At 71.3% G+C, this 25,267-nt stretch carries 27 protein-coding genes; 9 read left to right on the top strand and 18 right to left on the bottom strand.

What is annotated here, in order from left to right; genetic code table 11:
• Positions 1–2 precede the first annotated feature (2 nt).
• On the bottom strand, positions 3–3,512 hold the full coding sequence (gene dnaE / locus RBXJA2T_RS05470) for a DNA polymerase III subunit alpha (RefSeq protein ID WP_009856335.1): 3,510 nt from the start codon (positions 3,510–3,512) through the stop codon (positions 3–5).
• 83 nt (positions 3,513–3,595) lie between these two features.
• Between dnaE and RBXJA2T_RS05465 the strand changes: the two genes are divergently transcribed.
• Positions 3,596–4,690, top strand: coding sequence for a hypothetical protein (locus RBXJA2T_RS05465; RefSeq protein ID WP_009856334.1), 1,095 nt, complete (start codon positions 3,596–3,598; stop codon positions 4,688–4,690).
• Here RBXJA2T_RS05465 and RBXJA2T_RS05460 read toward each other — a convergent pair.
• Together RBXJA2T_RS05460 and RBXJA2T_RS19440 are read right to left on the bottom strand one after the other, a co-directional pair.
• Complete coding sequence (locus tag RBXJA2T_RS05460; protein WP_009856333.1) at positions 4,645–5,835, bottom strand: hypothetical protein; 1,191 nt, start codon at positions 5,833–5,835, stop codon at positions 4,645–4,647. The two genes, RBXJA2T_RS05465 and RBXJA2T_RS05460, sit on opposite strands and share 46 nt — an antisense overlap.
• Positions 5,832–6,578, bottom strand: a complete 747-nt coding sequence (locus RBXJA2T_RS19440) for a glycosyltransferase family 25 protein (RefSeq protein WP_009856332.1) — start codon at positions 6,576–6,578, stop codon at positions 5,832–5,834. The genes RBXJA2T_RS05460 and RBXJA2T_RS19440 overlap by 4 nt, the downstream gene beginning before the upstream one ends.
• A 130-nt stretch (positions 6,579–6,708) precedes the next feature.
• Here RBXJA2T_RS19440 and RBXJA2T_RS05450 point away from each other — a divergent pair, with 130 nt between their 5' ends.
• Positions 6,709–7,656, top strand: coding sequence for an alpha/beta fold hydrolase (locus tag RBXJA2T_RS05450; protein ID WP_009856331.1), 948 nt, complete (start codon positions 6,709–6,711; stop codon positions 7,654–7,656).
• Here RBXJA2T_RS05450 and RBXJA2T_RS05445 read toward each other — a convergent pair whose 3' ends face one another.
• The 3 genes from RBXJA2T_RS05445 to RBXJA2T_RS05435 form a co-directional block, all read right to left on the bottom strand.
• Positions 7,657–8,592 (bottom strand): serine/threonine dehydratase, encoded by a 936-nt coding sequence (locus tag RBXJA2T_RS05445; protein ID WP_009856330.1) that lies wholly within the window; start codon positions 8,590–8,592, stop codon positions 7,657–7,659. It lies immediately after the preceding gene.
• Positions 8,593–8,828: 236 nt separating this feature from the next.
• A complete protein-coding gene (locus RBXJA2T_RS05440; RefSeq protein ID WP_009856329.1) occupies positions 8,829–9,557 on the bottom strand; it encodes a DUF599 domain-containing protein in 729 nt (242 codons plus the stop codon).
• Positions 9,558–9,606: 49 nt separating this feature from the next.
• Positions 9,607–10,308, bottom strand: a complete 702-nt coding sequence (locus RBXJA2T_RS05435; protein ID WP_009856328.1) for a pirin family protein — start codon at positions 10,306–10,308, stop codon at positions 9,607–9,609.
• 75 nt (positions 10,309–10,383) lie between these two features.
• On the opposite strand from RBXJA2T_RS05435, the gene RBXJA2T_RS05430 reads away from it, so the two are divergent.
• The 3 genes from RBXJA2T_RS05430 to RBXJA2T_RS05420 are packed head-to-tail and all read left to right on the top strand — an operon-like array spanning position 10,384 to position 12,600.
• The gene (locus tag RBXJA2T_RS05430; RefSeq protein WP_009856327.1) at positions 10,384–11,364 is read left to right on the top strand and encodes a LysR family transcriptional regulator; all 981 of its coding nucleotides are present in this window, start codon (positions 10,384–10,386) and stop codon (positions 11,362–11,364) included.
• A gap of 4 nt (positions 11,365–11,368) precedes the next feature.
• Positions 11,369–12,262, top strand: a complete 894-nt coding sequence (gene gluQRS, locus RBXJA2T_RS05425) for a tRNA glutamyl-Q(34) synthetase GluQRS (RefSeq protein ID WP_009856326.1) — start codon at positions 11,369–11,371, stop codon at positions 12,260–12,262.
• Entirely contained in the window at positions 12,259–12,600 is a 342-nt protein-coding gene (locus RBXJA2T_RS05420; RefSeq protein WP_009856325.1) for an FKBP-type peptidyl-prolyl cis-trans isomerase, read from the top strand. The genes gluQRS and RBXJA2T_RS05420 overlap by 4 nt, the downstream gene beginning before the upstream one ends.
• Before the next feature lie 65 nt (positions 12,601–12,665).
• Here RBXJA2T_RS05420 and RBXJA2T_RS05415 read toward each other — a convergent pair whose 3' ends face one another.
• Positions 12,666–14,249 carry a DEAD/DEAH box helicase gene (locus RBXJA2T_RS05415; RefSeq protein ID WP_029718775.1) on the bottom strand — a complete coding sequence of 528 codons (1,584 nt, stop codon included), beginning with the start codon at positions 14,247–14,249 and terminating at the stop codon, positions 12,666–12,668.
• A gap of 412 nt (positions 14,250–14,661) precedes the next feature.
• On the opposite strand from RBXJA2T_RS05415, the gene RBXJA2T_RS05410 reads away from it, so the two are divergent.
• Positions 14,662–15,231: a DUF2087 domain-containing protein gene (locus RBXJA2T_RS05410; protein ID WP_009856323.1), complete on the top strand. Its 570-nt coding sequence runs from the start codon at positions 14,662–14,664 to the stop codon at positions 15,229–15,231.
• 2 nt (positions 15,232–15,233) lie between these two features.
• Here RBXJA2T_RS05410 and orn read toward each other — a convergent pair whose 3' ends face one another.
• On the bottom strand, positions 15,234–15,794 hold the full coding sequence (gene orn, locus RBXJA2T_RS05405) for an oligoribonuclease (protein ID WP_009856322.1): 561 nt from the start codon (positions 15,792–15,794) through the stop codon (positions 15,234–15,236).
• A gap of 56 nt (positions 15,795–15,850) precedes the next feature.
• On the opposite strand from orn, the gene RBXJA2T_RS05400 reads away from it, so the two are divergent.
• Entirely contained in the window at positions 15,851–17,125 is a 1,275-nt protein-coding gene (locus tag RBXJA2T_RS05400; RefSeq protein WP_009856321.1) for a M48 family metallopeptidase, read from the top strand.
• Positions 17,122–18,024: a ribosome small subunit-dependent GTPase A gene (rsgA, locus tag RBXJA2T_RS05395; RefSeq protein ID WP_009856320.1), complete on the top strand. Its 903-nt coding sequence runs from the start codon at positions 17,122–17,124 to the stop codon at positions 18,022–18,024. Before RBXJA2T_RS05400 ends, rsgA begins: the two co-directional genes overlap by 4 nt.
• Before the next feature lie 59 nt (positions 18,025–18,083).
• Here the strand turns inward: rsgA and RBXJA2T_RS05390 are convergent, their stop codons facing one another.
• The 6 genes from RBXJA2T_RS05390 to rpsP all read right to left on the bottom strand — a co-directional run bounded on the left by RBXJA2T_RS05390 (position 18,084) and on the right by rpsP (position 21,916).
• Entirely contained in the window at positions 18,084–19,073 is a 990-nt protein-coding gene (locus tag RBXJA2T_RS05390; RefSeq protein WP_009856319.1) for a CobD/CbiB family protein, read from the bottom strand.
• A gap of 28 nt (positions 19,074–19,101) precedes the next feature.
• Positions 19,102–19,773, bottom strand: a complete 672-nt coding sequence (locus RBXJA2T_RS05385; protein ID WP_009856318.1) for a CoA pyrophosphatase — start codon at positions 19,771–19,773, stop codon at positions 19,102–19,104.
• 85 nt (positions 19,774–19,858) lie between these two features.
• Complete coding sequence (gene rplS / locus RBXJA2T_RS05380; protein ID WP_009856317.1) at positions 19,859–20,212, bottom strand: 50S ribosomal protein L19; 354 nt, start codon at positions 20,210–20,212, stop codon at positions 19,859–19,861.
• Positions 20,213–20,322: 110 nt separating this feature from the next.
• A complete protein-coding gene (trmD, locus tag RBXJA2T_RS05375; protein ID WP_009856316.1) occupies positions 20,323–21,069 on the bottom strand; it encodes a tRNA (guanosine(37)-N1)-methyltransferase TrmD in 747 nt (248 codons plus the stop codon).
• An 11-nt stretch (positions 21,070–21,080) separates the two neighbouring features.
• The gene (gene rimM, locus RBXJA2T_RS05370) at positions 21,081–21,656 is read right to left on the bottom strand and encodes a ribosome maturation factor RimM (protein ID WP_009856315.1); all 576 of its coding nucleotides are present in this window, start codon (positions 21,654–21,656) and stop codon (positions 21,081–21,083) included.
• Positions 21,657–21,667: 11 nt separating this feature from the next.
• On the bottom strand, positions 21,668–21,916 hold the full coding sequence (gene rpsP / locus RBXJA2T_RS05365) for a 30S ribosomal protein S16 (protein WP_009856314.1): 249 nt from the start codon (positions 21,914–21,916) through the stop codon (positions 21,668–21,670).
• A gap of 249 nt (positions 21,917–22,165) precedes the next feature.
• Between rpsP and RBXJA2T_RS05360 the strand changes: the two genes are divergently transcribed.
• Positions 22,166–22,699, top strand: a complete 534-nt coding sequence (locus RBXJA2T_RS05360; RefSeq protein ID WP_009856313.1) for a GNAT family N-acetyltransferase — start codon at positions 22,166–22,168, stop codon at positions 22,697–22,699.
• A 75-nt stretch (positions 22,700–22,774) separates the two neighbouring features.
• Here the strand turns inward: RBXJA2T_RS05360 and RBXJA2T_RS05355 are convergent, their stop codons facing one another.
• From RBXJA2T_RS05355 to folK, 4 genes are all read right to left on the bottom strand, one after another.
• Positions 22,775–23,785, bottom strand: a complete 1,011-nt coding sequence (locus tag RBXJA2T_RS05355; protein ID WP_009856312.1) for an inorganic phosphate transporter — start codon at positions 23,783–23,785, stop codon at positions 22,775–22,777.
• A 19-nt stretch (positions 23,786–23,804) separates the two neighbouring features.
• Positions 23,805–24,452 carry a DUF47 domain-containing protein gene (locus RBXJA2T_RS05350; RefSeq protein ID WP_009856311.1) on the bottom strand — a complete coding sequence of 216 codons (648 nt, stop codon included), beginning with the start codon at positions 24,450–24,452 and terminating at the stop codon, positions 23,805–23,807.
• A 61-nt stretch (positions 24,453–24,513) separates the two neighbouring features.
• The gene (locus tag RBXJA2T_RS05345; protein WP_202796728.1) at positions 24,514–24,867 is read right to left on the bottom strand and encodes a DMT family protein; all 354 of its coding nucleotides are present in this window, start codon (positions 24,865–24,867) and stop codon (positions 24,514–24,516) included.
• A 13-nt stretch (positions 24,868–24,880) separates the two neighbouring features.
• The coding region (gene folK / locus RBXJA2T_RS05340) for a 2-amino-4-hydroxy-6-hydroxymethyldihydropteridine diphosphokinase (protein ID WP_009856309.1) at positions 24,881–25,267 on the bottom strand (387 nt) is incomplete at its 5' end.

The following is a 25,267-nucleotide window of genomic DNA, read 5'->3' as shown; positions in this document are numbered from 1 at the left end:
TTTCATTCGTAGACGATGGCCGCGCGTCCCTGGTCGGCGATCGTCTTCCAGCGCGCCAGCGCCTCGTCGCAGGGCCAGAAGCGGGCGTCGCTGCCGAGGTCGAGCTCGCCGACGGCCGTCGCACGCTTGAGCTTCAGCCGCACCGCCAGGCCCTGCTGGGTCTCGCCTTCCTCGGTCTCGACACGGCGCGCCGGCCAGAGCTTCAGCACGTCGGCCACCGGCGGCAGGCCGCCGTTGAGTTCGACCGACAGGTAGCGGCCGTAACGGGCGCGCGCCGTCGCCAGGTCCCAGACCTGCTGCGCGTTCAGGCGCAGGCCGCCCGAGAAACGGTCGGGCTGCAGCTTGCCGACGACGATGACCAGCTCGTCCTCGCGCAGCAGCTCGCGGCTGGCGTCCAGCAGCTCCTCGTTGGCCACGGCCTCGATGGCCTCGCTGCCGTCGTCGAGCTTGAAGATCGCGACACGCCCGCGCTGGCCGTTGATGACGCGCAGCTCGGAGACGATGCCGGCCACCGACTGCGGCTCGCGCGAGTCGACCAGCTCGACGATGTCGCGGCGCACGAACTTGCGCACCTCGTCGCGGCAGGCATCGAACAGATGGCCCGACAGGTAGAAGCCGATGGCGATCTTCTCCTGCATCAGCCGCTCGCGCACCGACCACGGTTCCACCGCGACCAGCGCCGGTTCCTGCGTGCTCGATCCGTGCGCGTCGCCGAAGTCGAACAGCCCGCCCTGGTCCTTGTTGGCGGCCTGCGTGTCGGCCCACTCGAACGCCAGGCCGACGCTGGCCAGCGTCGCGGCGCGGTCGGCGTGCAGCGAGTCGAAGGCGCCGGCCTTGATCAGCGCTTCGACGACACGCTTGTTGACACGCTGGCGGTCGACCCGGGCGCAGAAGTCGAACAGGCTGCGGAACGGGCCGCCGCCGTCGCCGGCGCGGCCTTCGCGCGCCGCGACGATGGCCTCGATCGCGCCGGCGCCGGTGCCCTTGACGGCGCCCAGGCCGTAGCGGATGCGCTTGTCCTCGATCGGCTCGAAACGCAGCGTGCCGGTGTTGACGTCGGGCGGATCGAAGCGGATGCCGAACAGCTTGGCGTCGGCCAGCAGCACCTTCAGCTTGTCGGTGTTGTCGGCTTCGATCGTCATGTTGGCCGCGAAGAACTCGGCCGTGCAGTGCACCTTGATCCAGGCCGTGTGATAGGCCAGCAGCGAGTACGCGGCCGCGTGCGACTTGTTGAAGCCGTAGCCGGCGAACTTCTCCATCAAGTCGAAGACCTCGTCGGCCTTCGCTTCGGGGATGTCCTTCTTGGCCGCGCCCTCGCGGAAGATGACGCGGTGCTGGGCCATCTCCTCGGGCTTCTTCTTGCCCATCGCACGGCGCAGCAGGTCGGCGCCGCCGAGCGAGTAGCCGCCCAGCACCTGCGCCGTCTGCATCACCTGCTCCTGGTAGACCATGACGCCGTAGGTCTCGCCGAGCACGGTCTCCAAGAGCGGGTGCGGGTACTCCACCGTCTCCTTGCCGTGCTTGCGCGCGACGAAGGTCGGGATCAGGTCCATCGGGCCCGGGCGGTACAGCGCGTTCAGCGCGATCAGGTCCTCCAGCCGGCTGGGCTTGGCCTCGCGCAGCATGCCCTGCATGCCGCGTGATTCGAACTGGAACACCGCCTCGGTCAGGCCGTCGGAGAACAGCTTGTAGACCCGCTGGTCGTCCAGCGGCAGCGTCTCGTAGCTGAAGTCCTTCATGTTCGGCCGCCGCGCGACGATGAACTGGCGCGCCAGCTCCAGGATCGTCAGCGTCGCCAGGCCCAGGAAGTCGAACTTCACCAGGCCGATGGCCTCGACGTCGTCCTTGTCGTACTGGCTGACCGCGCTGTCGCTGCCGGGCTGCTGGTACAGCGGACAGAAGTCGGTGATCTTGCCCGGCGCGATCAGCACGCCGCCGGCGTGCATGCCGATGTTGCGCACCATGCCCTCGACACGCGTGGCCAGCGACAGCAGCTCGGCCACTTCTTCTTCGGCGGCCTCGCGGCGGTCGATCTCGGGCTCTTCCTGGCGCGCGTAGATGATGCCCGGGTCGGGCTTCTCGGGCACCTTGGCCAGCGTCACCGTCTTGCCCGGCGGCGCCGGGATCAGCTTGGCGATGCTGTCGACGTGGCCGTAGCCCATGCCGAGCACGCGGCCGACGTCGCGCAGCGCCGCCTTGGCGGCCATCGTGCCGAAGGTCGCGATCTGGCCGACCGCGTCGCGGCCGTACTTCTCCTTCACGTACCGGATCACGCGGTCGCGGTTGCCCTGGCAGAAGTCGATGTCGAAGTCGGGCATCGACACGCGTTCCGGGTTCAGGAAGCGTTCGAACAGCAGCTTGTACTGCAGCGGGTCGAGGTCGGTGATGAACAGCGCGTAGGCGACCAGCGAGCCGGCGCCCGAACCCCGCCCCGGGCCGACCGGGCAGCCGTTGGCCTTGGCCCAGACGATGAAGTCCGAGACGATCAGGAAGTAGCCCGGGAAACCCATCTTCAGGATGGTGTCGAGCTCGAACTCCAGGCGCTCGACGTACTCGGGGCGGCGCTTTTCGCGCTCCTCCTCCTTCGGGAACAGCGCCACCAGGCGCTTCTCCAGGCCCTCGTGCGAGGCCTTGCGGAAGTACACGTCGATCGGCGAGCCGTCGGGCGTCGGGAAGTCGGGCAGGCGAGGTTTGCCCAGCACCAGCGTCAGGCTGCAGCGGCGCGCGATCTCGACGGTGTTGGCGATCGCGCTGGGCACGTCGGCGAACAGCGACTCCATCTGCGCCGCGGTCTTGAAGTGCTGCTCGCGCGTGAATCGCTTGATGCGCTTGGGGTTGGCCAGCGTCTCGCCTTCGGCGATGCAGACCCGCGCCTCGTGGGCCTCGAAGTCGTCGGGCTCGAGAAACTGGATCGGGTGCGTGGCCACGACGGGCAGCCCCAGCCGGGCGGCCAGCGGCACCGCGGCACGCACATGGGCCTCGTGGGTCGGCAGGCCGGCACGCTGCAGTTCGAGGTAGAAGCGGCCCGGGAAGATCGAGGCCAGCTCGCGCGCGGCCGCGGCGGCGCGCTGCTCGTCACCGGCCAGCAGCGCCTGGCCGACCGCGCCCATGTCGGCGCCGGACAGCGCGATCAGCCCGCCCGACAGCTCGTGCAGCCACTCCCACTTCACCCAGGCCTGGTTGCGCTGCACGTTCTTCGTCCAGGCGCGCGCCAGCAGCTCGCACAGGTTCAGGTAGCCGCCGCGGTCCTGCACCAGCAGCGCCAGGCGCGTGGGCTGGCGTTCGGCGGCGTCGGGCAGCGGGTCCATCCAGACGTCGACGCCGACGATGGGTTTGACGCCCGCGCCGCGGCAGGCCTTGTAGAACTTGATCGCGCCGAAGAGGTTGGACAGGTCGGTGATGGCCAGCGCCGGCTGGCCGTCGGCCTTGGCGGCGCCGGCCGCGTCGTCGATGCGCAGCGTGCCGTCGACGACGGAATATTCGGTGTGCGTCCGCAGGTGAACGAAGGGCATGGGGGGATTGTAGAAACGCATGGTTGCGCACCCCTGTCACGGAGCCGTCATACTCGTCCGACGCCTCACCCGCCACCGTCCAGATGCCCGACCGGCCGATCGCCGTCATCTGCGCCCACAACCCCAAGAACGCCGGCATGTACCGCGTGGATCTTGCGGCCCGGCGATATTTCGAGGCCCGGGGTCTGCGTGCCGACCTCTTCGTCACCCAGGGCAGGACCGGCATCGGCACGCTGCGCTTCGACTTCCTGCGCGATGTCGAGCAGCTCGGCGCCTACGACCGCGTCGTCTACTGGGGCGACTTCCTGAACAACCCGCTGTGGGGGCTGCGCGACTACGCCGGCCGCCAGCGGCCGGACGGCAGCGTGTCCAGTGTCGACGAGTGGCGATCGCTCTACCTCGAGGCCAAGCAGCGCCACCCGGCCCTGCGTGTCATCGTCGCAGGCGGCTGCGCACTCGGCGCCGCGGCTTGCCGCGACGACCCGGAGCTGGCCGCGGCCTACCGCGGCTTCCTCCAAAGCGCCGACGCCCTCGTGCTGCGCGACCCGGGCAGCGTCGCCGAGGTCCATCAGTGGCTGGGCCCGGATCGACGTGTGCAGCTGGGCTTCGACTGCGCGGCGCTGGCCCCGCCCGCTGTGGCGCCAAAGGCCGCGCGGCGCGGCCCGTTCTTCGTGCACGGCTTCGGGCGCGGGCTGCCGCCGGCAGACGCGGCAGCGCTGGTCGCCGAGACCGAGCGCCACACCGGGCTGCGCGGCGTGCCCGTGTCCTGGCTGGGCCGTGAAGGCCCGCGGGTGACCTTCGGGGCCCGCGTCGCGTGGCGCCTGGGCTGGGCAAGGCATGCGCACTTCTGCCTCACTGACATCTACCACTTCAGCCTATGCTCGATGAGCGTGGGCACGCCGGCCTTCGTCGTGACGACACCGGAGACGCGGGTCGACGGCACGCTCAACCAGCACAAGAAGCGGCTGCTGTTCGACATGCTCGGCCTGCAGTCCATGCACCTGGACTGGACGCCGCGCTGGCGCGAGGACCTGGAACCGATGCTGCATGGCTGGCAGCGGCTGGCCGACGAGGACGCGCCCTGGTCATGCTCGTTCCAGGCGGGACGCGAGCGCCTGCTCGGGAGGCTCGATCAGCTGTTCATGCCGGCCCGGTCGGGGCGGCCGATCGTCACGTAGTAGGCGCGTCGCAGCCTCGCGAAGGCCAGCAGCACCGGGATCCAGCGCTGCCAGAAGCGGCGCGGCCGGCCCCGACCCAGCGCCGCGATCGAGCGCCATTCGGACTCCTGGGCCAGCGTTCGCAGCTTGATGCGCACGATGCCACGGTTCAGCGCCGTCTCGGAGCCCCCCAGGCTGCGCGGCACGGCCAGGCCCTGGGCGGCGAAGTTGGCCATGGTACGCAGGCACTTCTCGCAGCGCATGCAGTTGCCGCCCGGGTTCTCCGTGCCCCAGCACACGCGCAACCGATCCTTGCCGGCCGGCCAGGCCTCCAGCGCGCGGGCCTTCTCGGAGCGGCTGCACTCGGCGCCGTCGTGCAGCACGCGCAGCGCAGCCGACGACAGCAGCGGGTCACTGATCGGCGACATGCCCCACGGGATGACCAGGTCGTCGTACTTCTCGCAGCTCGCCACCAGCACCGTGCCGGCATGCGCCTTGAAGAAGTGCATGCAGGCGACCAGGGCACTGCCGTGGGCATGGTTCCAGATGACCGGCACGACGTCGCGGAAGTTGGTGCGCAGAACGCGCAGTTCGCCGCCCAGGTCGGCCAGCGTCTCGCGCGCCGCAGCGATCGCCGGCGCAGCGTGCGCGGCGTCACGGGTGCGGATGTCGAAGCCCTCGAGCATGACGAAGAAGCGGATCCGGCGCGACCGCTCCCCGGCCAGGCGGGCGTGGTGACGCCAGGCGAGGAACGAGGCGTCGAGACCGCCTGAGAACGCCGCGATCGCCTCGCCGGCCGGGTCGACCAGCGCCGGGGCGTCGTCGATGCAGCCGGGGGCGACGATCACCTGCACACGCCGGTAGGCACGAGGCGCCGTGGCATGCCAGAAGGCCTGGTACTCCTCGAGGTTGGCCAGCAGCAGCCGCGAGACCCGCCCGCCGACGACCAGCGTGCGGCCCTCCTGCATCGCCAGCATCAGCGTGGCGATCAGATAGGGCTCGGCATCGTCGTCGGCCAGCGTCGCGCCCTGGTCAGCGGCGCTCTCGAACCACAGCCGCTGGCGGCTCGGCGCCTCGCCGTCACCGCTGCGGTGCAGATCGCAGGACCAGCGCAGCAGCGGCCCGAGGCGCTCGGGTGGCAGCGGCTCGAGAGTAAGCGTCTTCATCGCCGGTCGGAGACCGACAGCGATTTGGCGAACAGGCGCTTGGCCAGGCTGATGCGCAGCTTCAGCCACCAGGCGTCCTTCGGCTTGCCGGCCCCGAGCAGGCCCGCCGCCTGCCGCTCCACGCGCAGGTTGGAGTGCCCGGTGTCCGGATCCTGGTGGTCGACGAGGCGAGGCGTGACCGCCATCGCGCCGAAGTCGTACAGGTGCACCGGCCAGTCGGCGACGGCACGCACCGGGCTGCAGGCCTGCAGCAGGCGCTCGGCGCCGCGGCGCGTGAGCACGTAGCCGGTGGCGAACGACGGGTTGTAGTACGGCAGCCCGAGCCGGTGCACGGCAAAGGCGCCGGACACGAAACGCGGGCGCTTCTCGCCCCAGGCGCGCGAGTGGTCGAGCAGCAGCAGGTCGGCCACCGCGGGGTCCCAGGCAGCGAGGAACTCGCCCAGGCGCGGATGCACGATCGCGTCGTCCTCGAGCACCAGGGCCGCGTCCAGGCCCTCGTCGACGATGCGGCGGTACACGGCACGATGCGACAGCGCGCAGGCGAGTTCACCGTCGGTCATCGGTGCCCCGCTGCGGGTACGCGCCGCGGCGCGGTCGACCTCGGCCTCGAGCGGCGCGGGCAGCCCGCGGCGGCCGTCGACGCCGAGCATCAGTTCCCAGTCGAGGCCCTGGGCCGACAAGGCGGCGAGCAAGGGCGCGCGGCGTGCGTCGTCGCCGGCAAGCGTGATGACAAAGGTTCTCATGGGTTGTGTTGCGGCCCCGTGGGGGCGACAGGCGTGGACGATACTGCCGCCTTCGGCGGCGGCCTCCCGCTTCGTGCGCCTCGAGTGTTCGCCGCGTCGCAAACTCGTCACACGGCGTCACGCCACCACCATGCGCCTCGTTCTCCGCCTGCTCGGCCTGCTGCTGATGCTGACCGCCGTCCTGCTCGCGATGTCGCGTGCGCCCGACCGCAGCGTCGAGTCGCTGGTCGCCAACTGGGCGCCGCCGCCGTCGGACTTCGTCGACCTGGGCGGCCAGCTCGTGCACCTGCGCGACGAGGGGCCGCGCAGCCAGGTGCCGCTGGTGCTGCTGCACGGCACCTCGTCCAGCCTGCACACCTGGGAAGGCTGGGTGCGCTCGATCGCGCCGGGACGCCGCGTCATCACGCTGGACCTGCCCGGCTTCGGCCTCACCGGCCCCTGGGCCGGGCGCTACGCGGGCCAGCGCTACGACGGCGAGACGCTGGCGCGCTTCGTCCTCGAACTGCTCGACCGGCTGGGCGTGCAGCGTTTCGCGGTCGGCGGCAACTCGCTCGGCGGCGAGGTCGCCTGGCGGCTGGCGGCGATGGCGCCACAGCGCGTCGAGCGCCTGATCCTCGTCGATGCCAGCGGCACCGTGTTCTCGTCCGGCGGCATGCCGCTGGCCTGGCAGTTCGCCCGCGTGCCCGGCCTGGGGCGCGCGTTCGAGTGGGTGCTGCCGCGCACCGCCGTCAGCCAGGGGGTCGCCAGCGCCTACGGCGACCCGTCGCGCGTGACGGCCGAACTCGTCGACCGCTACTTCGAGCTGACGCTGCGCGAAGGCAACCGCCGCGCGCTGGTCGAACGCCTTCGGTCGGCGCGCTCGGGCGAGGACGCCGACCGCATCTCGACGCTGCGCCTGCCGACGCTGATCCTCTGGGGCGGCCGCGACACCATCATCCCGCCGTCGGCCGGCGAGGACTTCGCGCGCCGCATCCCGGGCAGCCGGCTCGTCGTCTTCCCCGCGCTCGGCCACGTGCCGCACGAGGAAGACCCGGCGCAGACCGTGGCGCCGGTGCTGGAGTTCCTCGGCCTGGGCTGATCAGGCCAGCGTCGCCGGGTCCAGGTTGGCGCCGCAGACGACGACCGCGACACGCTCGTGCGCCGCCGGCTTCACCGCGCCGGACCACAGCGCCGCCAGCGGCAGCGCGGCCGCCGGCTCGACCGCCAGGCGCAGCTCGCGCCACAGGCGCCGCTGCGCGGCGCGGATCACCTCGTCGTCGAGCAGCGTCGAGACGACCGGATGGCGCCGGGCGACCTGCCAGGCGATGGCACCAAGCCGGCGCGCGCCCAGCGAATCGGCGGCCACGCCACCGACCTCGACGTCCACAGGCTCGCCGGCGGCCAGCGCCGCGTTCAGCGTCGGCGCCCGCGCCGGCTCCAAAGCCTCGATGCGCGTGCGGCCCTCGAACCAGGCGGCGAGGCCGGCCACCAGCCCGCCGCCGCCGACCGAGACCAGCAGCCGGTCGGGCACGCCGGCCTCGGCCTCGATCTCGGCGGCCAGCGTGCCGGCGCCGGCGACGACCTCGGGCTGGTCGTAGGCGTGCATGACCAGCGCGCCGGTCTCGCGCTGGCGCTCGACGCTGGCCGCGAAGGCGTCGGCATAGGCCGCGCCGTGCACGACGACCCGCGCGCCCAGCGCCGCCAGCGCGGCGCGTTTGGCGGCGCTGCTCACCTCCGGCACGAAGACCTCGCAGCGCACGCCCAGCGCACGCGCCGCGGCGGCCACCGCGATGCCGGCATTGCCACCCGACGCGACGATCGCGCCGGCCTCGGGCACCGGCCGCGACCGCAGGCGGTTGAACATGCCGCGTGCCTTGAAGCTGCCCGACAGCTGCAGCTGTTCCAGCTTCAGCCAGACCTCGGCGCAGTCCAGCCCCAGCGCGGAGCCCGGCAGGCGCCACAGCGGCGTACGACGCACGTCGGGCGCGATGCGGGCCGCAGCGGCGGCGATGTCGTCTCGGGTCGGAATCTGCATCAGCCGATGCTAGCCATGGCGCGCGCCCGGCGCCGGCACGCGGGTACCGTGACCCGACGCCCTCCCCTGCGGCCACCTTCCGATGAAGGCCTCGAACGGGCCCGGCGCCTGGTGCGCCTGGACACCGTCAGCGAGCGCCCCACCCTGGCGCTGGTCGAGACCCTCGCCGCCCCCTGCGCACGCTGGGCGTGCGACGCTGGCGCAGCTCGCGCGCTGCAAGGCCTTTCTCGACGGGCTCAGCCGGCCCGAGGGCCCAGCGGCGGCTTGTTGAGCTCGGCCAGCACCTCGGACTTGAACTCGCGCCGGAACAGGATGGTCACGACACCGAGCATGCCGACGATCATCGCCCACGGCGACAGGAACCAGGCGCAGGCCGCGAAGCTCATGTAGTAGGCGCGCAGGCCGTCGTTGAACGACTCGGCGGCCAGCCCCATCACACGGCCGGCGCGTTGCGCGTAGGCCTCGCGCTCGCCGTCGTCGGCGAACTGGTCGGGCAGCGGCGCGGCGCCGACGAGGATCGCGCCGAAGCCGTACTGGCGCAGGCTCCAGGTGCAGCGGAAGAAGGCGTAGACGAAGGTCGCCAGCAGCAGCAGGATCTTCAGGTCGAAGATCAGCACCGTGCTGTGGGTGGCGAACGGGATCTCGTGCACCAGGTCGCTGACACGCTCGGCGCTGGACAGCACGGCGAACAGGCCGCCGATGATCAGGATCGTCGTCGACGCGAAGAACGAGGGGCTGGAACTCAGCGCCTGCACGACGCCGGCGTCGACGATGCGGTTGTCGCGCCGCGCCATCTGCGTCATCCAGCGCGCACGTTCGCGGTTCGTCGCGCCCAGCACCGAGGGCCGGTGGCGGGCGCGGCGGCGGGCGAAGACGGCATAACCGACCCACGCGACGAAGTAGAAGGCCAGCGCCGCCCAGTCGGCGGGCGGCATCTCGCGCAGCAGCTTGTTCAGGACATCCATCGGCGGCCGACTGTACCGGGCCGCGGCGACACGCGCCGCGGCGCCCCGCTCAGCGCGCCAGGTCGAAGACCAGCACTTCGGCGGCGCTGCCGCCGTCGAGCACCAGGCGGGTCTCGCCGTCCAGCGTCAGCGCGTCGCCGGCGGCGAGCACGACGCCGTTGGCACGCAGCGTGCCGCGCGCCAGGTGCACGTAGGCCAGGCGCTGCGGGTCGAGCTCGAGCTCGGCACGTTCGTCGCCGTCGAACAGCCCGGCGCGGATCGCCGCGTCGGCATGCACCGTCACCGAGCCTTCGCGGCCGTCTTCCGAGGCCACCAGGCGCAGCCGGCCGCGTTTGTCGGCGTCGTCGAAACGTTTGTGCTCGTAGCCCGGGGTGATGCCGGTCGTGCGCGGCAGCAGCCAGATCTGCAGGAAGTGCGTCGTGCTCTCGGCGTGGTTGTATTCGCTGTGGCGCACGCCGGTGCCGGCGCTCATGCGCTGGACCTCGCCGGGGCGGATGACGCCGCCTTCGCCGCCCAGGCTGTCGCGGTGCGCCAGCTCGCCTTCGAGCACGTAGCTGACGATCTCCATGTCGCGATGGCCGTGGGTGCCGAAACCGGTGCCCGAGGCCACCCGGTCGTCGTTGATGACGCGCAGGTTGCCCACGCCCATGTGCGCCGGGTCGTAGTAGTCGGCGAAGGAGAAGCTGTGCCAGCTCTTGAGCCAGCCGTGGTCCGCGTGGCCGCGGTCGGAGGATTTGCGGTGCGTGATCATGGAATGCACTGTAGGCACCGGCTCCCGGGGGCGGGGCGACCGCGCTTGAAGGTCCCGTTCAAATAAGATGAAGCCATGGCAGAACGACGTCAGGCCCTCACCCCCGAGGCGCTGCAGATGATGGACACGATCGCGCGCACCGGCAGCTTCGCCGCCGCCGCGCGCGAGCTGGGCAAGGTGCCGTCGGCCCTGACCTACAGCGTGCGCCAGCTCGAGGACTCGCTGGACGTGCTGCTGTTCGACCGCAGCTCGCGCCAGGCGCAGCTCACCGCCGCCGGCACCGAGCTGCTGCACGAAGGCCGCCGCCTGCTGCAGGAGATCGACGCCGTCGCCAACCGCGTGCGCCGCGTCGCCAGCGGCTGGGAGACGACGCTGGCGATCAGCGTCGAGGACATCCTGTCGATGACGACGGTGTTCGAGCTGGTGCAGGCCTTCTGCGAGGTGCGCGACGGCTGCCCCGAGAACACGCGCGGCGGCCCGGCGACGCGGCTGCGGCTGCGCCACGACGTGCTCGCCGGCACCTGGGAGGCGCTGGTCTCGGGCCAGGTCGACCTGGCGATCGGCATTGCCGGCGACCACGCCAACCCGGGCGGCATCGAGATCCGGCCGCTGGGCGAGGTGGAGTTCGTCTTCGTCGTCGCGCCGCACCACCCGCTGGCGCGCGGCGAGGAGCCGCTGAGCGACGCCGAGCTGGTGCACCAGCGCGCGATCGCGGTGGCCGACACCGCGCAGCGCCTGGCGCCGGTCACTGTCAACCTGCTGCCCGGCCAGGACGTGCTGACGGTGTCGACGATGCGCACCAAGCTCGACGCGCTGCTGCGCGGCCTGGGCTGCGGCTTCGTGCCCGAGCCGATGGCGCGAGCCCACCTCGAAGCCGGCCACCTGGTCGCGCGCCAGACCCAGCGCGGCGGCCACACCGCACGCCTGCACTACGCCTGGCGCGCCGAACGTGGCGCGCTCGGCCTCGGCCGCGCGCTGCAGTGGTGGCTGGGGCAGCTGGAAAGCCCGACGACGCGCCGCGCCCTGCTCGAACGCCACGCCGGTCCATTGGACTGAGGCCGTGTACCGCGGCCGCTTCGCCCCGTCGCCGACGGGCCCGCTGCACGCGGGCTCGCTGGTGGCCGCGCTCGCCAGCTGGCTGGACGCGCGCGTGCACGGCGGTATCTGGCTGCTGCGCATCGAGGACGTCGACACGCCGCGCTGCGTGCCCGGCGCGGAGCGCATCATCCTGCAGCAGCTCGCCGCCTGCGGCCTGGAGCCCGACGAGCCGCCCTGGCGCCAGTCCGAACGTGGCGAGGCCTATGCCGACGCGCTGCAGCAGCTCGTCGCCGCCGGCCGCGCCTACCCCTGCGCCTGCACGCGGCGCGACATCGACGAGGCGCTGGCGGCACGCGGCGTGATGCACGAACGTTTCGCCGAACGGGTCTACCCCGGCACCTGCCGCGACGGCCTGCACGGCAAGCCGGCCCGCGCGTGGCGGCTGCGCGCCGACGGCCGCGTGCGCTGGGTCGACCGGCGCCTGGGCGATGCGGTGCAGGATGTCGGCGCCGAGGTCGGCGACTTCGTGCTCAAGCGTGCCGACGGGCTCTGGGCCTATCAGCTCGCGGTCGTCGTCGACGACGCCGCGCAAGGCATCACCGACGTCGTGCGCGGCGAGGACCTGGCCGACAACACGCCGCGCCAGATCCTGCTGCAGCACGCGCTGGGCCTGCCGCGGCCGCGCTACCTGCACACGCCGCTGGTGCTGGGCGAAGACGGCCACAAGCTGTCCAAGCAGAACGGCGCCCAGGCGCTGGACCTGGCCGACCCGCTGGCCGCGCTGCGCGCCGCCGGCGCCGTGCTCGGCCTGCCGCCGCTGGCCGCCGAGGACGTGCACGACTGGCTCGCCGCCGCGGTGCCCGCCTGGGCTGGCATCATCGCGGCCTTCGAACACCGACCGAGGAAGACAACATGAGCCTGAAGATCGAGGACACCGTCGCCGGCAGCGGCGCCGAAGCCACCGCCGGCCAGCACGTCAAGGTGCATTACACCGGCTGGCTGCACGACCCGGCAGCCGCCGACGGCCGCGGCCGCAAGTTCGACTCCAGCAAGGACCGCGGCGAGCCGTTCTCGTTCGCGCTGGGCCGCGGCCACGTGATCCGCGGCTGGGACGAAGGCGTCGCCGGCATGAAGGTCGGCGGCACGCGCGTGCTGACGATCCCGCCCGAGATGGGCTACGGCGCGCGCGGCGCCGGCGGCGTGATCCCGCCGAACGCGACGCTCGTGTTCGAGGTCGAGCTGCTGGGCGTCTGAGCCCACAGCGCAAGCCCAACAAAAAGGGCCGGCGATTGCCGGCCCTTTTTCATGGCTGAGGAGGCTCAGGCTTCGCGCGGACGGCGCGGGCCCGGCTTGGGACCGAACTTGCCGGCCGGCTTGCCGCCGAACTTGCCTTCGGGCTTCGCGAACGGCTTGCCGAAGGGCTTGCCGGCGCCGTGGCCGAAAGGCTTGCCGGGCGCCGCGCCACGTTCGGCACGGTCGCCGAACGAACGTGCCGGGGCGTCGAACGGGCCACGCGGCGGGCGCGCCGGGGCGAAACGCTCGTCGTGGTGGGCGCGCGGGGCGAAGGAACGTTCGCCGTCGCGCTCATGGGCAGGGCCACGCGCCGGAGCGCCGCCGCCGAAGGACTTGCCGGCGAACGGCTTGCCGCCGAAGGGCTTGCCACCGCCGTGGAACGGCTTGCCGCCTTGCGGGCGACCGCCGAAACCGGCGCGCGGCGGACGCGCCTCGCGCATCGGCTCGGGCATCTTGGGCTCCAGGCCCTCGATCGTCGCCGACGGGATGCGCTGCGTCGTGAAGCGCTGGATGCGGTGGATCATGCCGGCGTCGCCGCGCTCGGCCAGCGTCACCGCCAGGCCCGAGCGGCCGGCACGGCCGGTGCGGCCGATGCGGTGCACGTAGTCCTCGGCCTTCATCGGCAGGCCGAAGTTGATGACGTGGCTGATCGTCGGCACGTCGATGCCGCGCGCGGCGACGTCGGTGGCGACGAGGATCTTCAGGTCGCGCGAACGCAGGCCCTGCAGCACGCGATTGCGCCGGCCTTGCGGGTGGCCGCCGTGCAGCGAGGCGACGTGGTGGCCCATCTCGGCCAGGCGGTCGGCCAGCCAGTCGGCATCGCGCTGGGTGCTGGTGAAGACCACCGCCTGCTCGACGCTGCGCTCGGTCAGGATGTGGTCCAGCAGCGCGTTCTTGTGGGCGAAGTTGTCGGCCCAGTGCAGGCGCTGCTCGATGTCGGCGTGCACGTCGGTGTGCGAGGCGATCTCGATGCGCTGCGGCTCGCGCAGCAGTTCCTCGGCCAGGCGGCCGACGTGGCCGGCGAAGGTGGCGCTGTACATCACCGTCTGGCGCGCGGCAGGCGTCGCGCTGGCGATGTGGTGGATGTCGTCGATGAAGCCCATGTCGAGCATGCGGTCGGCTTCGTCGAGCACCAGCATCTCGACGTTGGCCAGCACCGCACGGCCGCTGGCCATGTGGTCCATCAGACGGCCGGGCGTGGCGATCAGCACGTCCAGCGGGCCGCGCAGCGCCTTCAGCTGCGCGCCGTAGGGCACGCCGCCGACGATCGTGGCCACGCGCAGGCCCTGCACGTGGCGGCCGTAGTCGTTGGTGGCCTTGGCGACCTGCATCGCCAGTTCACGCGTCGGCGCCAGCACCAGGATGCGCGGGCCGCTGACGACGCCCTTCTCGCGGCGCTTGCCGTCGCCGCGCGCGGCGAGGATGCGCGTCAGCGCGGGCAGCACGAAACTCGCGGTCTTGCCGCTGCCGGTGCTGCTGGAGACCATCAGGTCGGCACCGCCCAGCGCCGGCGGAATGGCGCGCGACTGCACCTCGGTCGGGGTGGTGTAACCGGCATCGGCCACGGCACGGGCCAGGGCTTCGGGCAAGCCCAGGGTATCGAAACTCATTCGTCGTCTTTCGAGAGACAGGACGGCCGCCCCGGGCCAGCGGCCAGGGGATTCACCATCCAGGGTGAAGTCGCATCCAACAAGGGGGCGACGGCATCGCCGCCGACCCGAGAGATGCGGCCGCAGGGCGCGGCTCGACGAAAGGTCAGAGGGGATGAACGAACGGCGTCACAACGGACGCCGTGGAGCCGCATTGTAGCGGATTTCGAACCTTCACGGTCGGCCGCGCTACACTGCTGGGTGGTCGGCAGTTCACCCAGGCGTCGCCGCGCGGCCCACACCGCGAGCTAAACCTGCCCTTCATCACCGTCAGACGAGGACAGCTTCATCACGCGAGCTGCGCCCGCCCGGCAAGTCGGCGACCCCCGGCACCCCGTCCTCGGGGAAGGCGCCACGCTCGCGAGGAGTTCTCATGTCCCGTGAAGCCCTGCCCTTCGTGGCACCCGACCTGTCCGCGTTCGCCCGTTCGCTCGGCCAGGCCCTGAAGACCCGCCCGGCGGCCGAACCGCCCGGCCACGTCGAACTGCTGAACCTGATCGCACGCGCTGCCGGCCACCGCAACGTGCAGGCCCTGCGCGCCGCCACCGAGCGGCCGCTGCCGGCAGCCCCGCTGGCCGCCGAAGACCGCCCGGTGCTGCCGCTGACGGCCAACGCGCGCAAGGCACTGATGCAGTTCGACAGCCGCGGCCGCCTCGTGCGCTGGCCGCACAAGTTCAGCGTGCAGCGCCTGGCGATGTGGGTGCTGTGGACGCTGTTCGACGGCCGCCGCCGCTACACCGAGCGCGAGGTCAACACGATCCTGATGGCGGCCAACGCCTTCGGCGACCACGTCACGCTGCGCCGCGAACTCGTCAACCACCGCCTGCTGGCACGCAAGAGCGACTGCAGCGAGTACTGGAAGCTGCCCGCGCGGCCCGACGCCGAGGCGCGGGCGCTGGTGGCGGCCTGGCGTGCACGCAGCGGCACCGCGCGCGAAGCCTGAGTTCAGGCCTGGAGGAAGTGCTGGCGGTAGTGCAGCAGCTCGTCGATCGACTCGTGGATGTCGGCCAGCGCGGTGTGCGCCTGGGCCTTCTTGAAGCCGTCGAGCACCTCGGGCTTCCAGCGCCGCGCCAGCTCCTTCAGCGTGCTGACGTCGAGGTTGCGGTAGTGGAAGAAGGCTTCCAGCTTGGGCATGTAGTTCGCCAGGAAGCGCCGGTCCTGGCAGATCGAGTTGCCGCACATCGGGCTCTTGCCGCGCGGCACGTAGCGCTGCAGGAACTCGATCGTGCGCGCCTCGGCCTCGGCTTCGTCCACCGTGGACGCCTTGACGCGGTCGATCAGGCCGCTGCGGCCGTGCGTGCCCTTGTTCCAGGCGTCCATCGCGTCGAGCGTGGCGTCGCTCTGGTGCACCGCGAACACCGGGCCTTCGACCCGCACCGTCAGCTGCGGATCGGTGACGACGACGGCGATCTCGATGATGCGGTCGGTGGCGGGATACAGGCCCGTCATCTCGAGGTCGATCCAGATCAGGTTCTGATCGCTCGGGGCCAGCACGGTGTCGCTCATGGTCGGGGGTGTTCAGGGGAAACGGCGATTCTCGCCGAAGCCTACACTCGCGCCCCATGCATTCCCTCGTCGTCACGGCCGCGTTCGCGGCCGCGCTGCTGGCCTCGCTGGGCCTGAAGTTCTGGCTCGCGACACGTCAGGCGCGCCACGTCGCACGCCACCGCGACGCGGTGCCGGCGCCCTTCATCGGCACCGTCACCGCCGAAGCCCACCGCAAGGCCGCCGACTACACGCTGGCCAAGGGCCGCTTCGGCCTGCTGAGCACGGCCTTCTCCGCCGCCGTGCTGCTGGGCTGGACGCTGCTGGGCGGCCTGGACGCGCTCAACGCCGCGCTGCTCGGCAGCGTCGGCGTCGCTTGGGGGCCGATGGCCTACCAGCTCGCGCTGCTGGCGGCCTTCGTGCTGATCGGCGCGCTGCTCGACGCGCCGTTCGAGTGGTGGTCGACCTTCCGCATCGAGCAGCGTTTCGGCTTCAACCGCATGACCACCGGGCTGTGGCTGGCCGACCAGGCCAAGGGGCTGGCGGTCGGCGCGCTGATCGGCCTGCCGCTGGCGGCGCTGATCCTGTGGATCATGGGCGCCACCGGCGGGCTGTGGTGGCTCTGGGCCTGGGTCGCCTGGGTCGGCTTCAACCTGACGCTGCTGGTGCTGTATCCGACGGTGATCGCGCCGCTGTTCAACAAGTTCGAGCCGCTGGCCGACGAGGCGCTGAAGCACCGCGTGCAGGCGCTGATGCAGCGCTGCGGCTTCGCCGCCAAGGGGCTGTTCGTGATGGACGGCAGCCGGCGCTCGGCACACGCCAACGCCTATTTCACCGGGCTGGGCGCGTCCAAGCGCGTGGTCTTCTTCGACACGCTGCTGTCACGCCTGGCGCCGGCCGAGGTCGAGGCGGTGCTGGCGCACGAACTCGGCCACTTCAAGCGCCGCCACGTCGTCAAGCGCATGGTCGGGGTCTTCGGCCTCAGCCTCGCCGGGCTGGCGCTGCTGGGCTGGCTGGCGTCGTTGCCGGCCTTCTACCTCGGCCTGGGTGTGCGCCCCAGCCTGGGCGCGCCGAACGACGCGCTGGCGCTCCTGCTGTTCATGCTGGCGCTGCCGCCCTTCACCTTCTTCGTCTCGCCGCTGGGCGCGGCGCTGTCGCGCAAGCACGAGTTCGAGGCCGACGCCTACGCCTGCGAGCAGGCCGATGGCCGCGCGCTCGCCAGCGCGCTGCTGAAGCTGCACGAGGACAACGCGTCGACGCTGACGCCGGACCCGCTGTACGCGCGATTCTATTACTCGCACCCGCCGGCCAGCGAACGCCTGGCGGCCCTGCCGGAGCCGGTCGCATCTTGAGCTTCGAGGCCTTGGACCAGGGGCTGGTCGTGGCGGCCCACGGCCGTCACGTCGTCGTCGAGACCCCCGACGGCGAACGCGTGCTGTGCCACCCGCGCGGCAAGAAGAGCGAACTCGTCGTCGGCGACCGCGTGCGCTGGCTGCCGGCCGGCGACGAAGGCGTCGTCGAGCACCTGGAGGCGCGGCGCAACCTGCTGTTCCGCCAGGACGAGTGGCGCACCAAGTCGTTCGCCGCCAACCTCGACGCGGTGCTGGTGCTGGTCGCCGGCGAACCGATGTTCAGCGAGTCGCAGCTCACGCGCGCGCTGATCGCCGCCGGTCAGGCCGGCATCCCGTGCTGGATCGGGCTGAACAAGACCGACCTGCCGGCCGCCGCCGGCGCACGCGCGCGGCTCGAACCCTACCGCCGCATGGGCGTCGAGGTCGTCGAGCTGGCGCTGAAGGCCGCGCCCGACGCGGCGCGCGCGACGCTGGCGCCGCGCCTGGACGGCCGCACGACGCTGGTGCTGGGCCCCAGCGGCATGGGCAAGAGCACGCTGATCAACCTGCTGGTGCCGCAGGCCGCGGCCCAGGTCGGCGAGATCTCCAAGGCGCTGAAGGCCGGCCGCCACACGACGACGACGACCAGCTGGTACTGGCTGGACGACACGCGCCGCGGCGCGCTGATCGACTCGCCGGGGTTCCAGGAGTTCGGCCTGCGCCAGATCGCCCCCACCGAACTGGCGACACTGATGCCCGACTTCGCCGCCGCGCTGGGCGAGTGCCGCTTCCACAACTGCAGCCACCGCCACGAACCCGGCTGCGGCGTGCGCGCGGCGCTGGCGCGCGGCGAGATCGCGCCGACGCGCTACCGCATCTACGAAGAGCTGTTCGACGAGCTGTCGGCCAAACGCTGGTGACGGCGGGCCGCCGTGGCCCTCGAGTTCGTGCCACGGCCTCGGCCGTGGCGTGCGCCGCCTCAGCCGACGACGTTGGCCAGCGTCAGCAGTGCCAGCAGCAGCATCCACAGCACGACCGAGCGCCAGACCAGGCCGACGACGCTTTGCAGGTGCCCCAGCTGCGGCGGCGCGCCCGGCGTCGAGCCTTCGGCGGCGACGGTGCCCGGTTCGGTGCCGGCGGCGAAGGTCTTGGAGCGGTCGGGCGTGACGCCCGGCGCAGCGCTGCCGCCGAGCTGCACGCCGACGGCGCCGGCCGCGGCGGCGAGGATGATGCCCTCGTTGGGATGCAGCCAGAGTGCCGCGTCGCGGCGCCAGCCGCCGACGGCTTCCTCGAAGTTGCCGACGACGGCAAAGCCGAAGGCCGTCATGCGCGCGGGCACGTGGTCGAGCAGCTCGAACCAGCGCCGCGACAGGTTCATCAGGCTCTCGCTGGTCGGCGCCTCCAGCGTGCGATGGCGGTAGGCCCAGTAGCGCGATGCGAACTCGGCCATCCGGTACAGCACCGCGCCGGTCGGCCCCAGGCCCAGCGCCGACAGCAGGATGAACCAGAAGAAGACGCCGAAGACGTGGCGGTGCGCGGCCAGCAGCGCGTGTTCGATGACGTGGCGCAGCACCTCGGTGCGCGGCAACTCGCTGGCGTCGAGATGGCGCCACTCGGCCAGGCGCTGGCGCGCGAAGTTCTCGTCGCCGCGGTCCAGCGCGTCGCGGATGTCGGTGAAGTAGTGGCTGAACTGGCGGAAGCCCAGCGTGAGGTACAGCAGCGCGATGTCGAACACCAGCGCCAGCACCAGGCTGAAGTGCCAGATCGCCATGTAGGCGACAGCCACTGCCAGCGTCGGCCCGAGCACCGCGACACACCAGACGACGACCGTGTGATGCGGCCGGCCGGCGTCGAAGTTGCGGCTGGCCCAGCGCACCCATCCGACCAGCGCGTGATGGATGCCGTTGTCCTTCGGCAGCGGCTTGAGCTGCTCGATCAGCAGCGCGAACAGGACAGCGAAAAAACTCATCGGCTGCCGATGATAAGGGGCGTGCGCCTCAGTCCTCGGCGAGGAAGCCGTAGAGATTGCGCAGCATCGCCGCCGTGGCGCCCCAGATGAAGTGATCGCCCCAGGGCATCGACAGGAACTGGCGGCGCGCGCCGCCGGCCTCGAAGACGTGGCGGCGATGGTTCGCCGGGTCCATCAGGAAGGCCAGCGGCACCTCGAACGCGGCCGCGACCTCGAAGGCGTCGATCTGCAGCTCGAACGGCGGCGTGACGATGGCCACCACCGGCGTGACGACGAAATGCGTCACCGTCGTGTAGGGCGGCAGGTGGCCGATGACGTCGACACGGGCCCGTGCCAGGCCGACTTCCTCCTCGGCCTCGCGCAGCGCGGTGGCCGCGGCGTCGGTGTCACCCGGCTCGACACGGCCGCCCGGGAAGCTGATCTGGCCCGCATGATCGCGCAGATGCTCGGCGCGGCGCGTCAGCAGCACCGTCGCGCCGGCTTCGCGCTCGACGATGGCCACCAGCACCGCGGCGGCGGCCGACGGCCGGTCGTCCGTCGGCCGGCCGTCGCCGGCGAACTCGGGTGTCCAGGTGCCCGGCGCGGCGAAACGCCGGCGCAGCGCAGCCGGCGTCAGGCGCGCGGCCGGCACCGGCGGCAGATGGGCGTCGATCCCGGCGACGGGGATGGCCTGCGGGTGCAGGATGCGCGGCGGCGTCATCGCGGCGCTCCAGAAACGAAAAAGGCGCCGCAACGCGGCGCCTCCTGGCAATCGGGCCGTCCGGCGCAGCCGGAACGACCAGGCATCACGCCAGCTTTTCCTTGATGCGGGCGCTCTTGCCGCTGCGCTCGCGCAGGTAGTACAGCTTGGCGCGGCGCACGTCGCCGCGGCGCTTGACTTCGATCGAGGCGATCAGCGGGCTGTACAGCTGGAACGTGCGTTCCACGCCTTCGCCGCTGGAGATCTTGCGGACGATGAAGCTGCTGTTGATGCCGCGGTTGCGCTTGGCAATCACGACGCCTTCGTAGGCCTGCACGCGCTTGCGGGTGCCTTCGACGACGTTGACGTTGACGATGACGGTGTCGCCGGGGGCGAAGGCCGGGATCGTCTTGCCCAGGCGGGCGATCTCTTCCTGCTCGAGGGTCTCGATGAGGTTCAAGGTTTTCTCCGATGGCGATCGTGCGCGGGGGTTGTGGATCGGAATGTCGGCAAGCCTGGGCCACGTGGCCGGCCCGCCGGTTGCCCGGCAGAGGATCGAAAAGCCCTCGATTATAGCGCGAGGGACGCGAGGAAACGCTCGTCGGCGCGTGAAAGACGCCCGGCGGCACGCGCCGCGGCGATCAGGTCGGGCCGCCGCTGCGCCGTGCGCTCCAGCGAACGCTCGCGCCGCCAGCGCGCGATCTCGCCGTGGTGGCCCGACAGCAGCACCGCCGGCACCGCGAGTTCGTCGCCGTCCAGCGCCAGGCGTTCGGGGCGGCTGTACGACGGGCCTTCGAGCAGGCCGTCGCCGAAGCTGTCCTGCTCGTGCGACGGCGCCGGGATGACGCCGTCCTGCAGCCGCGCGACGGCGTCGAGCAGCGTCAGCGCCGGAAGCTCGCCGCCGGAGAGCACGAAGTCGCCGAGGCTGATCTCGTGCGTCACGCGGCGGTCGATGAAACGCTGGTCGATGCCTTCGTAGCGGCCGCACAGCAGCACTGCGCCGGGGCCTGCGGCGAATTCCTGCACGACGGCCTGGTCGAGCCGGCGGCCGGTCGGCGTGAAGTGCACGACCGGCACCTCGCCGCGTTCGGCGCGCACCGCGTCGAGCGCACGCAACAGCGGCTCGACCAGCATCACCATGCCGGGCCCGCCGCCGTAGGGGCGGTCGTCGATGCGGCGGTAGGCGTCGTCGGCGAAGTCGCGCAGCTGCCACAGCCGCACGTCGACGAGGCCGGAGGTGAACGCGCGCCGCGTGATGCCCACCGCCAGGTGCGGGGCGAACAGTTCGGGGAACAGCGTGACGACGTCGAAGCGCATCGGCTTCGCCGTCAGTAGTCGGCTTCCCAGTCGACGTGGACGGTGGCGCCGGCGAGATCGACGCGGTCGACGTAGGCGGCGACGAAGGGGATCAGGATCTCGTCGGCCTTCTCGTCGGCGGGCTGGACTCGAAGCACGCAGTGCGGGCCGGTCTCGACCAGGCCGACGACGCGGCCGAGCACGACATCGGCGCGGTTGCGCGCGTCCAGGCCGATCAGGTCGACCCAGTAGAACTCGTCTTCGTCGGGCGTCGGGAAGCTGGAGCGCGCGATGAAGATGCGCGCACCGGCCAGCGCCTGGGCGAGATCGCGGTCGGTCAGATCGTGGATCGTCGCGACGACGGCGTCACCCTGCTCGCGCGCGGAGGCCACGCGCAGCAGCGGCGGCACCTGGTGCCCGGGCTTGGCCTCGGACGGCTCCAGGAACCAGCGCTTGGAGGAGAACAGCGCCTGCGGGTCGGACGAGAAAGGTTTGACCTTGATCCCGCCCTTGACGCCCCAGGCGCCGAGAACGCGGCCCACCTCGATGGCGTCGGCCGGCCGGGGCGGCGCGTCGGGCGCCGTCAGCGGTGACGTCGAGGTGGCCACGCCGTGCGGACTCAGGCCGCCTTCTTGGCCTGGGCGACCAGACGGGCGACGGTCGGCGACAGCTGCGCACCGACGCCGGCCCAATAGGTCACGCGGTCCAGAGAGACGCGCAGACCTTCCGCGCCACCCGAGGCCATCGGGTTGTAGAAACCCACGCGCTCGATGAAGCGGCCGTCACGGCGCTCGCGCGCGTCGGCAACGACGATGTTGTAGAACGGGCGCTTCTTTGCGCCGCCACGGGCCAGACGGATCACGACCATGTCGGAATTCCTGATGTGTGAGGCGACCGCCACACCGCTGAGGACACGTCCAGCCGCGGGCAATCAAACGAGTACGTCTTCGGGCCCGTAGATACGCGCCGCCAGTCTCATGAACCATGACACTGCCCGAAGCCGGCGCCGGGAACCGCGCATTATAAACTCGACCGCACCGGAAGCGACAAGCTGCGGCGCAGACCATCTTCCGGGCACCGTTCACGCCACGCGCCGCCGCCACATCCCCGCCCCCGAATGAGCACCGGCACCATCGTCATCCGCCCCAGCACCGACGCCGACCTCGGCGCCATCACCGCCATCTACGCCCACCACGTGCTGCACGGCACCGGCACCTTCGAGACCGAACCGCCGGCCGAGACCGAGATGGCGCGTCGCCGCGCCGACGTCACCGCCAAGGGCCTGCCCTGGCTGGTCGCCGACGAGGGCGGGCGCGTCGTCGGCTACGCCTACGCCAACCACTTCCGCCCGCGCCCGGCCTACCGCTTCTGTGTCGAGGACTCGATCTACGTCCACCACGAAGCGACCGGCCGCGGCCTCGGCCGGCTGCTGCTGGCCGAGCTGATCGCACGCTGCGAGGCCGCCGGCGCGCGCCAGATGCTCGCCGTCATCGGCGACTCGGAGAACGTCGGCTCGATCGGCCTGCACCAGGCGCTGGGTTTCGAGCCCGCCGGCATCCTGCGCGCGGCCGGCTGGAAGCACGGCCGCTGGCTCGACGTGCCGCTGATGCAGCGCACGCTGGGCGCCGGCGAGGAAACCGCGCCCGAGTGAGGCTGAAGAAGCAGGCCGCGCCGGCGCGGCCTGCCGACACCGGCACGCGCCCCGGGCGCGGCCGGTGCCCGCCGCTCAGAACAGGTAGTTGCTGAGCGCGTAGAAGACGGCGGCGATGAAGGCCGTCGCCGGGATCGTGAAGATCCACGCCAGCACGATGTTGCCGGCCAGACCCCAGCGCACCGCCGACGCGCTGCGCACCGAGCCGACGCCGTAGATCGCGCCGGTGATGGTGTGCGTCGTCGACACCGGCACGCCCAGCGCCGTGGCCATGAACAGCGTCACCGCCCCGCCGGTCTCGGCGCAGAAGCCGCCGACCGGCTTGAGCTTGGTGATGCGCTGGCCCATGGTCTTGACGATGCGCCAGCCGCCGAACAGCGTGCCCAGGCCGATCGCGATGTAGCAGGCCCAGATGACCCACGACGGCGGCATGTGGTCGGTGGCGCTCGCGTAGCCCGAGGAGATCAGCAGCAGCCAGATGATGCCGATCGTCTTCTGCGCGTCGTTGCCGCCGTGGCCCAGCGAGTACATGCCGGCCGAGACCAGCTGCAGCCGCCGGAACGTGTTGTCGACCTTCAGTGGCGAGGATCTTCGACAGATCCAGGCCACGGCCACCATGATCAGCGAGCCGAACAGGAAGCCCAGCACCGGCGAGATGAAGATGAAGGCCACCGTCTTGATCAGGCCCGAGGCCACCAGCGGGCCGCCGCCGGCCTTGGCGATGGTGGCGCCGACGATGCCGCCGATGAGCGCATGCGAGCTTGACGACGGGATGCCGTACCACCAGGTGATCACGTTCCAGGCGATCGCCCCGACCAGCGCGCCGAAGATGACGTGCTGGTCGACGATGCCGGGCTCGACGATGCCCTTGCCCACGGTCGCCGCGACCTTGAGCTGGAACACGGCGATGGCGAGCACGTTGAAGAACGCGGCGAACGCGACCGCCTGCTGCGGCTTGAGAACGCCCGTGGACACGACGGTGGCGATGGAGTTCGCCGCGTCGTGGAAACCATTCATGAAGTCGAAGACGAGCGCCAGAACGACGAGCATCGCCACGACCCAGAAGCCGACCGGAAGTGCATCCATGTGAGGGACGTCCGACCGGTCAGGAATTCTCGAGGACGATGCCTTCGATCAGGTTGGCGACGTCTTCGCAGCGGTCGGAGATCGACTCCAGGTGCTCGTAGACGGCCTTCAGCTTGATCAGCTCGCGCGTGTCGACCTCTTCGCGGAACAGGCGCGACATCGCCGAGCGCATCACGCGGTCGGCATCGGACTCGAGGCGGTCGATCTCCTCGCAGGTCTTCAGCGCCGACTCGGACGTGGCCTGGTCGCGCAGGTTCGGCAGCAGCGAGACGACGTGCTGCACACGCTCGCAGCAGCGCACCGAGATCTCGGTCAGCCGGATCACGTCCTCGCTGACGTGCTGCAGGTCGTACAGCGACATCACTTCCGACGAGTCCTGCAGCAGGTCGACGATGTCGTCCATCGAGTTGATCAGCGCGTGGATCTGCTCGCGGTCCAGCGGCGTGATGAAGGTGCGGTGCAGCGCGCGGTTGACCTCGGCGGTCACCTTGTCGGCGGCACGTTCGGCGGCGATGACGTCGGCGCTGTGCTTCTCGCGCTCGAGGGGGTCCGAATAGTGCTGGACCAGCAGCATGAACGCCCGGGCGCCCTCGACGACGAAAGCGCCGTGCTGGTTGAATAGTTCGAAGAAGTTGCCTTCTCGTGGAAGGAGCTTGCCAAAAAACATGCGGTCTCCGGTGGGATCACCGGCCGGATCGTGAATCCGCGATTCTAGAACGGTGACGGTTTCATGACCGGAAGATGAAGTAGACGGCTCCGACCAGGCACAGCCCGGCCCAGAGGTAGTCCAGCTTCAGCGGCTGGTCCATGTAGAAGACCGCGAAGGGCACGAAGATCGCCAGCGTGATGACTTCCTGGCCGATCTTCAGCTGCGCCAGGCTCATGCCGCCGGCGTAGCCGATGCGGTTGGCCGGCACCTGCAGCAGGTACTCGAACAACGCGATGCCCCAGCTGATCAGCGCCGCGACGATCCACGGCTTGCCGGACAGCGACTTCAGGTGCCCGTACCAGGCAAACGTCATGAACAGGTTGGACAGCGCGAGCAGCGCGAAGGTCTGCACCGGCACCGGCAGGGAGTTCATCGTCGGTACTCCTTCAGTCGAGGCGTTCGATCGCCTGGTCGGCCGCGGCGGCCGACCAGCGCACCAGCGGCCCCAGGCGCGGGTGCTCGAAGCCGGGCTCGAGCTCCAGCAACGGCCGCAGCACGAAGGCGCGCAGATGCGCGCGTGGATGCGGCACGACCAGCGACGCGGTGTCGATCACCTCGTCGCCGTAGAACAACAGGTCCAGGTCCAGCGTGCGCGGCGCGTTGCGGTACGGGCGCTCGCGACCGTGCGCGGCCTCGATCGCGTGCAGCGCGGCCAGCAGCCCGGCCGGGGCCAGCGTGGTGTCCAGTTCGGCCACCGCGTTGTGGAAGTCGGGGCCGGCGGCGTCGACCGGCGCGCTGCGCCACAGCGACGAACGCCGCACGAGGCGCGTGCC

Origin of the sequence: Rubrivivax benzoatilyticus JA2 = ATCC BAA-35 (genome assembly GCF_000190375.1) — a bacterium.
Lineage (GTDB): Bacteria > Pseudomonadota > Gammaproteobacteria > Burkholderiales > Burkholderiaceae_C > Rubrivivax > Rubrivivax benzoatilyticus.
Note: the sequence above shows the minus strand (reverse complement) of the source record. Positions and strands in the feature narration are given on the sequence as shown.

Excerpts from the sequence above, each read along its gene's own strand:
- dnaE (WP_009856335.1), bottom strand. The coding sequence starts at position 3,512 with ATGCCCTTCGTTCACCTGCGGACGCACACCGAATATTCCGTCGTCGAC.
- RBXJA2T_RS05465 (WP_009856334.1), top strand. The coding sequence starts at position 3,596 with ATGCCCGACCGGCCGATCGCCGTCATCTGCGCCCACAACCCCAAGAAC.
- RBXJA2T_RS05460 (WP_009856333.1), bottom strand. The coding sequence starts at position 5,835 with ATGAAGACGCTTACTCTCGAGCCGCTGCCACCCGAGCGCCTCGGGCCG.
- RBXJA2T_RS19440 (WP_009856332.1), bottom strand. The coding sequence starts at position 6,578 with ATGAGAACCTTTGTCATCACGCTTGCCGGCGACGACGCACGCCGCGCG.
- RBXJA2T_RS05450 (WP_009856331.1), top strand. The coding sequence starts at position 6,709 with ATGCGCCTCGTTCTCCGCCTGCTCGGCCTGCTGCTGATGCTGACCGCC.
- RBXJA2T_RS05445 (WP_009856330.1), bottom strand. The coding sequence starts at position 8,592 with ATGCAGATTCCGACCCGAGACGACATCGCCGCCGCTGCGGCCCGCATC.
- RBXJA2T_RS05440 (WP_009856329.1), bottom strand. The coding sequence starts at position 9,557 with ATGGATGTCCTGAACAAGCTGCTGCGCGAGATGCCGCCCGCCGACTGG.
- RBXJA2T_RS05435 (WP_009856328.1), bottom strand. The coding sequence starts at position 10,308 with ATGATCACGCACCGCAAATCCTCCGACCGCGGCCACGCGGACCACGGC.
- RBXJA2T_RS05430 (WP_009856327.1), top strand. The coding sequence starts at position 10,384 with ATGGCAGAACGACGTCAGGCCCTCACCCCCGAGGCGCTGCAGATGATG.
- RBXJA2T_RS05420 (WP_009856325.1), top strand. The coding sequence starts at position 12,259 with ATGAGCCTGAAGATCGAGGACACCGTCGCCGGCAGCGGCGCCGAAGCC.
- RBXJA2T_RS05415 (WP_029718775.1), bottom strand. The coding sequence starts at position 14,249 with ATGAGTTTCGATACCCTGGGCTTGCCCGAAGCCCTGGCCCGTGCCGTG.
- RBXJA2T_RS05410 (WP_009856323.1), top strand. The coding sequence starts at position 14,662 with ATGTCCCGTGAAGCCCTGCCCTTCGTGGCACCCGACCTGTCCGCGTTC.
- orn (WP_009856322.1), bottom strand. The coding sequence starts at position 15,794 with ATGAGCGACACCGTGCTGGCCCCGAGCGATCAGAACCTGATCTGGATC.
- RBXJA2T_RS05400 (WP_009856321.1), top strand. The coding sequence starts at position 15,851 with ATGCATTCCCTCGTCGTCACGGCCGCGTTCGCGGCCGCGCTGCTGGCC.
- RBXJA2T_RS05390 (WP_009856319.1), bottom strand. The coding sequence starts at position 19,073 with ATGAGTTTTTTCGCTGTCCTGTTCGCGCTGCTGATCGAGCAGCTCAAG.
- RBXJA2T_RS05385 (WP_009856318.1), bottom strand. The coding sequence starts at position 19,773 with ATGACGCCGCCGCGCATCCTGCACCCGCAGGCCATCCCCGTCGCCGGG.
- trmD (WP_009856316.1), bottom strand. The coding sequence starts at position 21,069 with ATGCGCTTCGACGTCGTCACGCTGTTCCCCGAACTGTTCGCCCCGCAC.
- rpsP (WP_009856314.1), bottom strand. The coding sequence starts at position 21,916 with ATGGTCGTGATCCGTCTGGCCCGTGGCGGCGCAAAGAAGCGCCCGTTC.
- RBXJA2T_RS05360 (WP_009856313.1), top strand. The coding sequence starts at position 22,166 with ATGAGCACCGGCACCATCGTCATCCGCCCCAGCACCGACGCCGACCTC.
- RBXJA2T_RS05355 (WP_009856312.1), bottom strand. The coding sequence starts at position 23,785 with ATGGATGCACTTCCGGTCGGCTTCTGGGTCGTGGCGATGCTCGTCGTT.
- RBXJA2T_RS05350 (WP_009856311.1), bottom strand. The coding sequence starts at position 24,452 with ATGTTTTTTGGCAAGCTCCTTCCACGAGAAGGCAACTTCTTCGAACTA.
- RBXJA2T_RS05345 (WP_202796728.1), bottom strand. The coding sequence starts at position 24,867 with ATGAACTCCCTGCCGGTGCCGGTGCAGACCTTCGCGCTGCTCGCGCTG.